Origin of the sequence: Blautia sp. HCN-20427 (assembly GCF_037890365.1) — a bacterium.
In the GTDB taxonomy this organism is placed as follows: Bacteria; Bacillota; Clostridia; order Lachnospirales; family Lachnospiraceae; genus Blautia.
Window position 1 is genome coordinate 1 of record NZ_JBBKBX010000030.1, and the last position, 13378, is coordinate 13378.

Genomic DNA, 13378 nt, shown 5'->3' on the forward strand with positions numbered 1-13378 from the left:
TTAGAGGAAATGCCGGGAATTGTTTTGGATTATGGAATTTTCCTGTGAAAAAAGTAAGATTTCGGGAAGGCATTCTCTTGACGCAAGGAGAAAATAGTGCTAAAATACAAATAGATATGACGTATGATGTCTTAAAACAAAAGAGAGAAACCTTATAAAAAACTTCCAAATACTTATGGAAAAGGAGAATGATTATGGAATTAAGAAGTCAGGAATTAAGAAAAATTGCACCGGAATTAGACCCTCTTCGTCTGGGAACAGGCTGGAAGGTAGAAGATTTGTCAAAACCTCAGATTATGATTGAAAGTACCTTCGGAGACAGCCATCCGGGCAGCGGACATCTTCTGGAACTGGTGGAAGAGGCCAGAGAAGGAATCGCAGAGGCAGGCGGCCATGGGGCCAGATACTTTACAACAGATATCTGTGACGGAGAAGCTCAGGGACATGATGGTATTAATTACTCTCTGGCTTCCAGAGATATGATTGCCAATATGATTGAGGTTCATGCCAATGCGACGCCTTTTGACGGTGCTGTGTTTGTGGCAAGCTGTGATAAGGGTATGCCGGCACACTTAATGGGTGTGGGAATAGTGAATATTCCCTCTATTGTAGTGACAGGCGGCGTTATGGATGCGGGTCCGGACCTGCTGACACTGGAACAGATTGGAAAATACAGCGCAATGTGTGAACGTGGAGAAATCACAGAAGAGAAGCTGACTTACTATAAGCAGCACGCCTGCCCATCCTGCGGCGCCTGCTCTTTTATGGGAACAGCCTCTACCATGCAGATTATGGCAGAAGCCCTGGGATTAATGCTGCCGGGCAGCGCCCTGATGCCTGCTACCAGCCCGGATTTAAGAAAAGTGGCAAAAGAAGCCGGAAAACAGGCAGTATGGCTGGCAGAGCACAATCTGACACCGGATAAAATTGTTACGATGAAATCTTTCGAAAATGCAATTATGGTGCACGCAGCCATTTCCGGTTCCACCAACTCTCTTCTTCATCTGCCGGCCATTGCCAGGGAATTTGGTATTGAAATTGACGGAGATACCTTTGACAGACTCCACAGAGGAGCTCATTACCTTCTGAATATCCGTCCGGCAGGAGAGTGGCCTGCACAGTATTTCTACTATGCAGGCGGTGTGCCGACAATTATGGAAGAAATTAAAGATATGCTGCATCTGGATGTGATGACCGTTACCGGAAAAACACTAGGGGAAAATCTGGAAGATTTAAAGAAGAATGGATTCTATGACAAATGCGATGCCTATCTGGCAAAAGTGGGATTAAAGAGAGAAGACGTCATTCGTCCCTTTGATAAGCCTTTCGGTACAGACGGAAGCATTGCCGTTCTTTACGGAAACCTGTGTCCTGACGGAGCAGTGGTGAAACACACAGTTGTTCCAAAAGAAATGTTTGAGGCGACCTTAAAGGCCCGCCCCTTTGATTGCGAAGAAGACGCTATTCATGCGGTACTGACTCATGAAATTAAACCGGGGGACGCTGTGATTATCCGCTATGAGGGACCGAAAGGAAGCGGAATGCCGGAAATGTTCTATACCACAGAAGCGATTGCTTCTGACGGAGAATTGGGAGCTTCTATTGCACTTTTGACAGACGGAAGATTTTCCGGCGCATCCAAGGGCCCGGCTATTGGACATATTTCTCCGGAAGCAGCCCAGGGCGGCCCGATTGCTCTGGTAGAAGAGGGCGATTTGATTGAGGTGAATATTCCAAACCGTGTACTCCGTATTGTGGGAATTGCAGGAGAAAAGAAGACAGAAGAAGAAATCCAGGAAATTTTAAAAGAACGTAAGAAAAACTGGACACCGAAGCCATTAAAATATGACAAAGGTGTATTGAAAATATTCTCAGAACATGCAGTTTCTCCTATGAAAGGCGGGTACATGAAATAATGAATCTGTTCGATATTACAGGGAAAAAAGCCATTGTCACAGGAGGAACCAGAGGACTTGGCTATGGTATGGCAGAGGGCTTTCTGGAAGCCGGCTGTGAGGTGGCTATTGTAGGAACTTCAGATAAAGTGTATGAGGTGGCAGAAGACTTCCAAAAAAGAGGTTTTTCCTGCTACGGCGTAAAAGGAAACCTGGGAGAGCGGGAAGATGTTTATCGGGTATTCCGGGAATGTGTCGAAAAGCTGGGCGGTGATTTGGATATTTTGCTGACGGCTCACGGCATACAGAGAAGACACAGCGCAGAAGAGTTTCCCATGGAAGAGTGGGATGAGGTGATTGGTGTGAATCTGACTTCCGTTTTTATTCTGTGTCAGGAAGCAGGGAAACTTATGCTGAAAAAGGGATATGGCAAGATTATCACCATTGCTTCTATGAATTCGTTTTTTGGAGGGCAGACCATTCCGGCCTATGCAGCAGCAAAAGGCGGCGTGGCGCAGCTGACCAAAGAGCTGACCAATGACTGGCTGGCCAGAGGGGTGAATGTCAATGCCATTGCCCCTGGCTATATGGCAACCGAGATGAACAAAGCTCTGTTAGACCCTGAAAATCCCAGATTTGCTTCTATTTCAGAGAGAATCCCGGCACATCGCTGGGGAACCGGAGAGGATATGAAGGGGACAGCTATTTTCCTGGCCTCTCATGCCAGCGACTATGTAAGCGGCGCTGTGATTCCGGTGGATGGCGGATATCTGGTGAAGTAAGATACATGGATACCTGTATAAAGGAGCGGATAAGTATGAATAAAAAACAGAAAAGTGCACCCCAGCGGCTTTTATGGGCGCAGTTTGATGCCTTGCAGATGGGCTCCGGCTGGGACGAAGAGGATATTCAAAAACCTCAGATATTGTTGGAGGATGTCTTTGGAGACAGTCATCCCGGCAGTGTTCATCTGGCAGGGCTTATGGAACAGGCCAAATACGGAGTCTTTGAAAAAGGTGGATTTCCCGCTCAGTACCACACCACGGATATCTGTGACGGCTGTGCCCAGGGACATGACGGTATGAATTATATTCTGGCTTCCAGGGAAGCTATCTGTGATATGATAGAGGTGCATGGCAGTGTGTATCCTTGGGACGGAATGATTTTGTCTGCCTCCTGTGACAAGTCCATTCCTGCCCAGTTAAAGGCGGCTGCCCGTCTGGATATTCCTGCTATTTTTGTACCTGGCGGCAGTATGCGCCCCGGACCTGATATGACAACTTCCTTAGTGGCAGGGGATATTTCCCTGCGTCAAAAGAGAAAAGATGCCATTACGCCAGAGGAAATCCGGGATTATAAGAAAACAGGATGTCCTTCCTGTGGAGCCTGCACGTTTCTGGGAACAGCCAGTACTATGCAGTGTATGGCTGAGGCATTGGGACTGGCGCTTCCCGGTTCAGCGCTTATGCCGGCTACCATGCGGGATATTCTGGCCTGTGCCAGAAAAGCAGGACGCCAGATTATGAAATTAGTAGAAAAAGATATAAAAGTCAGTGATATTCTCACAAAAGAAGCACTGGAGAACGCCATTGTGGTACACAGCGCCATTGGGGGTTCTACCAATGCCACTCTGCACTTGCCTGCTATTGCAAGAGAATTGGGAATTTATCTGGAACCGGAGCTTTTCGATGAAATCAACCATAGGGTTCCTCATTTGGGAAATATTACTCCAAGTGGAGAGCATTTAACCGAAGCCTTCTGGTTTGCAGGAGGCATTCCTATGGTGGAACTGGAACTGAGAGATATGCTGCATTTGGATGTGATGACCGTAACCGGAAAAACGCTGGGAGAAAATCTGGAAGAGATTCAAAAGGAGGGCTTTTTTGAACGCAATATCGGTTATCTGCACAATTATGGTTTGCACAGAGAGCAAGTTATTTTCCCGGTGGAAAAAGCAGAAGAAAAAGGTTCTGTGGCTGTTTTACGGGGAAATCTGGCGCCAGACGGGGCAGTTATCAAATATTCTGCCTGCACGCAGGAAATGCGGGAACGCAAAGGACCGGCAAAAGTGTATAACAGCGAGGAGGAAGCTTATCAGGCCGTGGTAGAGGGCAGGGTAAATCCCGGAGATATGCTGGTTATCCGTTATGAAGGCCCAAGAGGAAGCGGAATGCCGGAAATGTTGATGACAACAGAGGCCATTGTCTGCGATGAACGGCTCAATGGTTCCGTGGCCTTGATTACAGACGGGCGTTTTTCCGGTGCTACCAGAGGAGCGGCTATTGGACATGTATCTCCGGAAGCAGCAGCAGGAGGCCCGCTGGCTTTTATTGAAACGGGTGACATTTTGAAGTACAGTGTGGAAAAACGTTATCTGAACGTTGTGGGAATCCAGGGACAGGAATTACCGGAGGAAGAGATTCAGAAAATTTTGAAGGAACGAAGCCAGGCAGGTATTATCCCCCGTCCTAAACGGAAAGGGCTGTTTGGACGTTATACCAGACATGCACTTTCCGCCATGGAGGGGGCAGGATACGAAGAGTAGGGAGGAACATTATGAAGGCAAAATGGATTACACCGGTAGTGACAGCCCTGGACCAAAAGGGGCATATAGATATCGAAGCAAATAAAAGGATTTATGATTTTCTCATAGACGGCGGTATGGACGGTATCTTGCTGTTTGGCAGTATCGGAGAGTTTTTTGCACTTTCCCTGGAAGAAAAGAAAATCATGATTCGGGAGGCTGTAAAACACATTCGTCATAGAGTCACACTTTATGTGGGAACCTGTCATATGGAATTTGAGACCTGTGTGGAATTGTCTAATTATGCCATAGAGCAGGGAGCTGACGGCGTGATGGTGATTTCTCCCTACTATTTCAATCTGCCGGACAGTGCGATTCTGCATTTCTATGATACATTGGCAGAGCAGGTGAAGGGATCTGTACTTTTGTACAATTTTCCGGACCGTACAGGGCACGACCTTTCCCCGGAACTGATATACCGGCTGGTGTCTGAACATGAAAATATTGTGGGCATTAAAGATACGGTGGCCACTATGGGGCATACCAGAGCTATTATTCAGAAGGTGAAAAAAGAGTTTCCCAATTTTATGGTGTATTCTGGATTTGACGAGTTTTTCGGACACAACGTACTTTCCGGAGGAGACGGTTGTGTGGCTGGTCTGTCTAATTTTGCTCCGGAAGTAGCTTCCGCTTATGCCAATGCAGCCAGAAATGATGATTTGGAGAAAATGGCACAGTGTCAGCAGAAAATTGACAGCCTGATGGCTATTTATGATGTGGCACCGCAGTTTATTCCTACCATTAAAAAGGCCATGGCAGTGCGCGGTATTCAGATGGAACCGGTGTGCGCCCAGCCCCTTTTGCCGGCTACAGAGGAAGAGACCGGCAAAATCCGGGAAATTTTAAAACATGCAGGATTGAAGGAATAGAAAAACTCCCCGCAAGACGGAAATGCTGTCTTTGCGGGGAGTTGTGCTTTTAAGAATTTTCTTTTTCCGGGTGTTCCAGCTCATCAATAGCCAGGCGGAAACCGTTCTGTGCAGCTTTCATGCGCCAGAAATCCGCTTTTTCAACGTCTTTTTCTACCCCTTCACCATAGCGGTAGAGGACAGAAAGGTTATACTGGGCTGCCGGAATATTGCCGTTTGCGGCTTTTTCAAAAAGCTGAAAGGCTTTTGCTGGTTCATAGGGAATGGTTTCTCCTGAGAGAAACTGTGCGCCCATGCAGCACATAGCCCGGAAATCTCCCTGGGCGGCAGCTTTTTTATACCAGTCAAAGGCCTTGGAAATATCGGGTTTTGTGCCAATCCCCTCTTCGTAACAGCGTCCCATGTTGTACTGGGCATTCATGTTTCCGCTCTTTGCAGCCTGGTTCATGTAGAAAAGGGCTTTTTTGTCATCTTTTTCCACACCCCTGCCCTGGGCATAGAGAAGCGCCAGATGCATAGCGGCCTCTATATGGTCTTTTTTTGCTGCTTTTTCATACCACTGTGCTGCCTGAGCATAGTCCACAGAAGTACGAATACCGTTTTCATAATAATAGCCCACACCGTAAATAAAATCCCGCTGTCCGTTTTCTGCGAGGATTTTCAATTCTTCTACGGTGAGATTTAAATTTTTCATATCCATAGGTGTGTTCTCCATTTGTCTGTGTTTTGTAAAATAATATTCATTATACCACAAAGCAGCGGCCAGGGGAACCTGTTACCGTCTCCGGAAGGACAAAATTATGAAAATCCCTTTACAATAAGAAAACAGCCTTATATAATAGAAAACGGACGAAAATTGTTAATATTTGGCTGAGCCAAAGAACAATTTCATGACATAGAACGGAGGGAAAAACCATGCTTGAATTAAAGGACGTGTCCTTTCGTGTTCCGGAGGATTCCAAAGAGGAAGAAAAGGGAATTCTGGAGCATGTAAGTTTCACCCTGGAGGACAATAAATTTGTTGCCATTACAGGACCAAACGGCGGAGGAAAATCCACGCTGGCAAAAATTATCGCAGGAATTGAAAAGCCCACAGAGGGACGCATTTTCTTTGACGGGGAGGATATTACAGACTGGAGTATTACCGAAAGGGCCAGGCACGGTATCAGTTATGCTTTCCAGCAGCCGGTGCGTTTTAAGGGAGTAACGGTCTTTGATTTAATTAATCTGGCGGCAGGAAAGGACATTTCCCTGTCCGGCGCCTGTCAGTATCTTTCCGAAGTGGGGCTGTGTGCCAAAGATTACATTAACCGGGAAGTAAACAGCAGTCTTTCCGGCGGTGAGATGAAGCGTATTGAAATTGCTACGGTGATGGCAAGAGGAACCAGGCTGTCTGTTTTTGATGAACCGGAGGCTGGTATTGATTTGTGGAGTTTTCAGAACCTGATTCATGTGTTTGAAAATATGCATAAACAGCAAAGCGGCTCCATTCTGATTATTTCTCACCAGGAGAGAATTTTAAATACAGCAGATGAAATTCTGGTCATTGCAGACGGGAAACTGGTACGCAGAGGAAGCAAGGATGAAGTGCTTCCGGCATTATTAAGCGCAGCAGAGACAGATACGGGCTGCAGTATCTGGCAGAAGGGAGTGCAGAACTAATGGATACCATACAAAAAGAACTTTTAGAGGCAGTGTCAGGGCTGCATGAAATCCCTGTAGGTGCATATAATATCCGGACCAACGGCAAGACGGAAGCCAGAAACAGCACGGAGCATATTGAAATTATCCCCAGAGAGAGCGGAGACGGTATTGTCATTAAAATCAAGCCGGGAACAAAAAACGAGAGTCTTCACATTCCCGTGGTTTTAAGCCAGGCAGGTTTAAAAGAAACAGTGTACAATGATTTTTATATTGGAGATGACTGTGATGTTACCATTATTGCAGGCTGCGGTATCCACTGCGGAACTGATGATTCCAGCCAGCATGACGGTATCCACAGCTTTTTTATCGGGAAAAATTCCAAGGTGAAATATGTGGAGAAGCATTATGGCAGCGGAGACGGCAAAGGACAGCGTATTATGAATCCGGAGACCATTGTGGAAATCGGAGAAAACAGTTATATGGAAATGGATACTGCCCAGATAAAAGGTGTGGATTCCACGATTCGCAAGACAACAGCAAAATTGGGAGCACATGCCAGCATGAAAGTCATGGAAAGACTGATGACGCATGGAACGCAGAAAGCGGAAAGCCGTTTTATCGTGGATTTAAACGGAGAGGATTCCGGAGCCAACATTATTTCCCGTTCCGTGGCAAAGGATGAATCCCATCAGCTTTTCCAGTCCGTGTTAAACGGAAATGCAAAGTGCAGCGGACATACGGAGTGCGATGCGATTATTGTGGGCAATGCAAAAATCAGTTCTATTCCGGAAATCACAGCAAACAACTCAGACGCGGCGTTGATTCATGAGGCTGCCATCGGCAAAATTGCAGGGGAACAAATTGTGAAACTGATGACACTGGGACTGACAGAAGAAGAGGCGGAAGAACAGATTATCAGCGGATTCCTGAAATAAAAACTGGAAATAATAGACGCTTTCTTGTCTGATTTGTGGTAAAATAGAGATAACTATTAATTGGGAATGGAATGAGGGTATTTCTATGATTTATAACAATGTAAGACATGAATGTAACCTTTATAATTTCTTTTTTGCGCCGAGGGGAAACCGCAGGGTTATGGAGTTGGGCATGAAGATTACCCAGATGTATTTGAATCCATTTGACCGGATTATCGGCATTATCGGCGCCAAGGATTCGGGAAAGAGTATGCTCATTAAAGGCATGTTTCCCGGGATTCAGACAGTAGAATCAGATGACGAATACGATATTCTGGACATGCCGCTTCTGAATTCAGAAGATGTAGGTTTTTACACACCCAGAACCTTTCATGTGGATGTGCGTGCAGCTATGAAATATGTGTCTCTGGAGCGGATTGCCGAGGCGGTCCATCATGTGACCAGCCAGCAGAAACGGGTGATTGTAGAGCACTTTGAAATCCTGTATCCGGTGCTAAAAAGAAATGCGGACTTGCTCATTGGAATCGGGGAAGAAGTGATTGTCACAAGACCGTCTCTTTTTGGACCTTTGCCGGGAAACATTGCGGACATTGTTTTTAAGTCTCTGGTTTACCGGAAAATGGCCCACAGCGCGGAGGATTTGTTTGGGTACTGCGTCAGGGATATTGAGCGTCCCCGTTCGACCCGTTCCGGTATTAAGCATGGATTTATGATTAATTATGCAGACAAGCCTGCTTTTGATTTGGAAGAAATCGAGGGGAGAATTCTGGATTTGATTCGCCAGGATTTGCCTATCGTACCTTATGATGAGGAACATATCAAAATCGGGGACGAAATCATCCCCTGTACCGGACCGCTGATGCATGTGGAAAGCACTGGGAAGATTGTAAATTTCTCTCTGGTGAAGGAATTTTACTATGAGTCTAAGTTCCACGAATATGTGGTGGCGGGAACCGTGGGGTATAAGCATGAAGTGACAGAGAATGATGAAGAACTGAATAATATTGAAATTTAGTCAGATTTCGGATGAAAGAGAAGTGAACACAACATGAATGGTTGTATAGCTTCTCTTTTTTTCGTTGTATTTAAAGGAGGTTTCGGCATTCTATATAAGAATATGTACAGAAAAGAGGGGTAAAACGTAATAAATGAAAAAAATTAATTATTTTGTAAAAAACAGATGAAAAATACATAGAAATGTTGTATTATATAAAAAGATTATAAAGAGATTATAAACAAGGAGCCCTCCCCGAAATCTTTCGGGGGGGGGTAAAATTTGTTTTATGGGGAAGAATATATTAATTTTGGCAACAACCGGTGGTTTTTTGGACAAGTTTGAAATGGAAAATGTAAGAATTTTACAATCTATGGGGTATAAAGTTCATTATGCCTCCAACACCTATGATATGCACTATCTTTTTGATGAAAAAGAGGTGACAGAAAAAGGTGTTCAGCTTCACCATGTTGATATTGCCAGGTCACCTTATATGCTGCAGAACAATTGGAAAGCATTTCAACAGTTAATTGAAATTGTAGATACATACCATATTCAGGCGATACATTGCCATACGCCGGTAGGCGGAGTTCTGGGCAGACTTGTAGGGAGATATTATAAGAAAAGAAAGCTCAGAGTTATTTATACAGCACATGGCTTCCACTTTTTCAAGGGGGCACCGCTGATAAATAACTCTATTTATCATGCAGTGGAAAAACTGTTAGCCCCATATACAGATGTACTGGTTGTGATTAATCAGGAAGATTATCAAAGCGCGCGGAGGATGCGTCTGAAACGGGGCGGGAAAGTTTATAAAATTCCCGGTGTAGGGCTGGATACGGAGAAATTCAAACCATTATCTCAGGAGGAGCGTGAGAAGAAGAGAAAAGAACTGGGAATCGGAACAGAGGATTTCTTTTTGGTATCTGTAGGAGAATTGAACGAAAATAAAAATCAGGAAGTGGTTCTGAAAGCTTTGCTCAGAATGAGATGGCGGAGGAAGAAATTGAAAAATATCCGGTACGGGATTTGCGGGGATGGATTCTATGAAAACAGAATCCGGGAAGATATTCGCCGATGGCATCTGAAAGATACGGCCATCATGTATGGGTATTGCAGAAATGTACAGGAAATTCTGGGCTGTGCCGATGCATCGGTTTTTCCATCAAAAAGAGAAGGGCTTGGAATGGCAGGTCTGGAATCCTTAGCCATGGGGGTCCCTGTGCTGGCTTCTGATAATCGGGGAACAAGGGAATATATGCGTCACGGAGAAAATGGTTATGTTTATTCCTGGAATGATGTGGGCGGTTTTTGCGAAGGTATAGAACGGCTTAGAGACAGAACTGCGGAAGAAAAAGTACAGATGAAACAGAAGTGTATTGATTCTGTGGAGTCGTTTCAGTGTAAATACACGAATGCAATTATGAGGGAAGTATACGAAAATATTGACAGGAAGTTGCGTTAAAAATGAAGAAGAAAAAAATAGAAATCAGTGTTATTATGGGAGTTTACAATCCCAAAAGTCGAGCACAGCTTCAACAGGCTGTACGTTCTGTCATAAATCAGACATTTCAGGAATGGGAAATGTTGATTTGTGATGACGGTTCTGACAAATCTTACATACCCATAATCGAAGAAACGTCAAAACTGGATGAAAGAATTATTTTGATTCGCAATGAGAAAAACCAGGGCCTGGCCCATGCGCTTAACGAGTGCCTGAAACGAGCGAGAGGAAGATACATTGCCAGAATGGATGACGATGATATTTCCATGCCGGACAGGTTAGAAAAGTTATATGGTTTTTTGGAAAGCCACAAAGAATACCAGTGGGCAGGTTCTAATTCTGAACTGATAGATGAAAATGGTGTCTGGGGTGTTGAAAGAATGCAGGAAATCCCATGCAAAGAGGATTTTCTTCTCTATTCTCCGTACATACATCCTTCCGTAGTGTTTCGGAAAAGTATTCTGAAACGTTTAAATGGATATAAGGTAGCTGCAGAGACCATGCGTTGTGAAGATTATGAGTTGTTTATGCGACTTCATGAGCGGGGGTATAAAGGATATAATCTGCAGGAAAATCTTTTGAAGTACCGGGAGGACCGGGAAAGTTATAAAAAGAGAAGATACTGTTATCGGGTGAGAGAAGCAAAAGTACGTTATGAAGGCTTTAAGAAGTTGGGAATCTTGAAATTTCATACGGCGCCATATGTGGTAAAACCCCTAATAGCAGGGCTGGTATCACCAAATTTTGTGAAATATATGAAGAGAAGTGTGAGAAGAGTAACTTATGCAAAAGGAAAGAGAACAAGAGAGACTGGTTGAATATAGAAAGATTCTGAGAAAGAATCATACCGTTTATGAACAAGTACAGAATTGTCACGCAGAAACTTTGCTGGATTCCAGAATCGAAAGTGTACTGGGCCCTGCATTAAACAGCTTTGTCCTGTGGGTGTTAAAAGAGGCAGAAAGAAAGCAGATAAAGAGACTGTATTTCCTGGCCAGAGATGGATATTTTATGTATCGATGCGCTCTTCTTTATTGCCGTAGATGGAATTTACCAATCGAGTGCCGCTATTTGAGCTGTTCCAGATATTCTATTCGGATTCCTATCTTTCATATGAATATGGAAGACGCTTTGGACTATATCTGCAGGGGCGGCATTGATGTAACTCTGGACAAAATCTTAAACCGAGGCGGCCTGAATGAAAAAGAAAAAGAAAGAGTGCTGCAAGAGGCATTTAGAAATCGAAGTGCCCGGGAAATCATTCCCTACGCAGAATTGTCCGCTGTCAGAGAAAGATTAAAAAGCTGTGTTTTCTTTATGGAATGTGTATATGAACGATCATGTAAGGCGTATCCTTCTCTGAAAGGGTATTTGCAGCAGGAAGGCCTTCTGGACAAGGGGAAATCTGCTTTGGTAGACAGCGGTTGGGTTGGCTCTATGCAGAAGACTTTAAATATGGTTTTGAAAAATCTGGGAAGGAAAGAGAGACTGACAGGGTACTACTGGGGACTTTATGAATTACCGGCAGATGTGCAGAGAAATGATTATTTTTGCTATTATTTTAGTCCGGAGAAAGGATTGCGGGAAAAAGTTTTTTTCAGTAATTGTCTGTTTGAGACACTTTTCAGTGCGCCTCATGGTATGACTATGGGATATGAGAAAATAGAAGAGGGTTATGTGCCCTGTTATGCTGAAATATTACCGGACCGAAAAGAATTTATGGGAAAATTGGAAAAAGGTCTTTTGAAATTTGCAGAAAGCACTATAGAGCAGATAAAAAATATAGAAGAAATAGATTGTGAAGAGTATCGAAAAGCAGTGATGCAAATTTTAAAACTTTTTATGGGAAAACCCACACGGGCGGAGAGTGAATTGTTCGGCGGCCTAGAGTTTTCCGATGATGTTCTGGATGATGAGAGACAGCAGGTAGCTGCAAAAATGAGTGAAAAGGAATTGAGGGGAAATCATGTGTGGAACAAGGCTCTGGTGATGTTGGGAATACGAAAGGCTTATGTGAAAGAAAGTGCCTGGTATGAAGGCAGTGTGGCCAGGCATGGAAAAAGTGAGAGGTATCATCTAGTGATGTACAGGCTTTATAAATATCTTCTTTATATGAGGAAGAATTACTATTATTTGAGGAATAAGGAGAATAAAAATGACAAAGAAGCATAAGAGGGAGCAGAGGAAACAGTATCTGTTCGTGATTCATGAGTTGGTCTCAAGAGAAACGAAAAGAAAATATGCCCGTTCAAAATTGGGGATTTTGTGGAGTGTTTTGAATCCGCTGCTGTCCATGGCTGTACTCTCTATGATATTTTCTACGATATTTAAGAGAAGTATTGAAAATTATCCCATTTATTATTTGACGGGATTCATTATCTGGAACATGTTTACCTTATCCACCAATACAGCTATGACAGCATTGGTAGATAACAAACAGCTTTTGATAAAGGTGAAGCTGCCAATGTTGATTTTCCCTATATCCAGAGTATTAACGGCCCTTGTTAATCTGGGATACTCTTTGGTTGCCTACGCGGTTATGTTGGTAGTGTTTCGAGTACAGTTTTCCTGGAAAATGTTGTTTCTCCCTGTAGTTGTATTCTTTCTGCTGTTATTTTCACTGGGGATTTCCTACATACTGTCAGTGGCCTATGTTTTCTTTGGAGATATTAAACACTTGTATTCCGTCATAACAACGCTTTGGATGTATTGCTCGGCTATTTTTTATCCGGTAGATGCTATTGATCCGGTGTTGAAAATGATTGTAGAACATAATCCGGTGTACAATTTTATTGCATGTGCCAGAGACTGCATGATGTATCAGCAGCTTCCTAATATGCTGGAGGGAACACAGCTGGTAGTGTGGGGCATAGGAATGTATCTTGTGGGGATTTTGGTATTTAATAAATTTAAAAATAAAATCATGCAGGTAATCTAAAAGGAAAGAGAAATT

The 13378-nt window shown here is 43.9% G+C and carries 12 protein-coding genes; 11 read left to right on the forward strand and 1 reads right to left on the reverse strand.

Going from position 1 to position 13378, the window contains the following annotated elements; genetic code table 11:
• The first annotated feature begins 194 nt into the window (after positions 1-194).
• The 4 genes from ilvD (WKT17_RS14390) to WKT17_RS14405 are packed head-to-tail and all read left to right on the forward strand — an operon-like array spanning position 195 to position 5348.
• Positions 195-1916: a dihydroxy-acid dehydratase gene (gene ilvD / locus WKT17_RS14390; RefSeq protein ID WP_291683301.1), complete on the forward strand. Its 1722-nt coding sequence runs from the start codon at positions 195-197 to the stop codon at positions 1914-1916.
• Entirely contained in the window at positions 1916-2677 is a 762-nt protein-coding gene (locus tag WKT17_RS14395) for an SDR family oxidoreductase (protein ID WP_291683300.1), read from the forward strand. Before ilvD (WKT17_RS14390) ends, WKT17_RS14395 begins: the two co-directional genes overlap by 1 nt.
• Positions 2678-2712: 35 nt before the next feature.
• A complete protein-coding gene (ilvD, locus tag WKT17_RS14400; protein WP_291683299.1) occupies positions 2713-4440 on the forward strand; it encodes a dihydroxy-acid dehydratase in 1728 nt (575 codons plus the stop codon).
• Positions 4441-4451: 11 nt separating this feature from the next.
• Positions 4452-5348, forward strand: a complete 897-nt coding sequence (locus WKT17_RS14405; RefSeq protein WP_173749966.1) for a dihydrodipicolinate synthase family protein — start codon at positions 4452-4454, stop codon at positions 5346-5348.
• Positions 5349-5397: 49 nt separating this feature from the next.
• Here the strand turns inward: WKT17_RS14405 and WKT17_RS14410 are convergent, their stop codons facing one another.
• Positions 5398-6048: a tetratricopeptide repeat protein gene (locus WKT17_RS14410; RefSeq protein WP_173749967.1), complete on the reverse strand. Its 651-nt coding sequence runs from the start codon at positions 6046-6048 to the stop codon at positions 5398-5400.
• Positions 6049-6263: 215 nt separating this feature from the next.
• Between WKT17_RS14410 and WKT17_RS14415 the strand changes: the two genes are divergently transcribed.
• The 7 genes from WKT17_RS14415 to WKT17_RS14445 all read left to right on the forward strand — a co-directional run bounded on the left by WKT17_RS14415 (position 6264) and on the right by WKT17_RS14445 (position 13363).
• Positions 6264-7010 (forward strand): ABC transporter ATP-binding protein, encoded by a 747-nt coding sequence (locus WKT17_RS14415; RefSeq protein ID WP_173749968.1) that lies wholly within the window; start codon positions 6264-6266, stop codon positions 7008-7010.
• Positions 7010-7927: a SufB/SufD family protein gene (locus WKT17_RS14420; RefSeq protein WP_173749969.1), complete on the forward strand. Its 918-nt coding sequence runs from the start codon at positions 7010-7012 to the stop codon at positions 7925-7927. The genes WKT17_RS14415 and WKT17_RS14420 overlap by 1 nt, the downstream gene beginning before the upstream one ends.
• Before the next feature lie 85 nt (positions 7928-8012).
• Positions 8013-8942 carry an alanine-tRNA synthetase second additional domain-containing protein gene (locus WKT17_RS14425; RefSeq protein ID WP_291683298.1) on the forward strand — a complete coding sequence of 310 codons (930 nt, stop codon included), beginning with the start codon at positions 8013-8015 and terminating at the stop codon, positions 8940-8942.
• 268 nt (positions 8943-9210) lie between these two features.
• Positions 9211-10386, forward strand: a complete 1176-nt coding sequence (locus WKT17_RS14430) for a glycosyltransferase family 4 protein (protein WP_330027341.1) — start codon at positions 9211-9213, stop codon at positions 10384-10386.
• 2 nt (positions 10387-10388) lie between these two features.
• Positions 10389-11243, forward strand: a complete 855-nt coding sequence (locus tag WKT17_RS14435; protein ID WP_340273367.1) for a glycosyltransferase — start codon at positions 10389-10391, stop codon at positions 11241-11243.
• The gene (locus tag WKT17_RS14440; protein WP_330027343.1) at positions 11209-12597 is read left to right on the forward strand and encodes a hypothetical protein; all 1389 of its coding nucleotides are present in this window, start codon (positions 11209-11211) and stop codon (positions 12595-12597) included. The genes WKT17_RS14435 and WKT17_RS14440 overlap by 35 nt, the downstream gene beginning before the upstream one ends.
• On the forward strand, positions 12581-13363 hold the full coding sequence (locus WKT17_RS14445; protein ID WP_330027344.1) for an ABC transporter permease: 783 nt from the start codon (positions 12581-12583) through the stop codon (positions 13361-13363). The genes WKT17_RS14440 and WKT17_RS14445 overlap by 17 nt, the downstream gene beginning before the upstream one ends.
• The last annotated feature ends 15 nt before the right edge of the window (positions 13364-13378 follow it).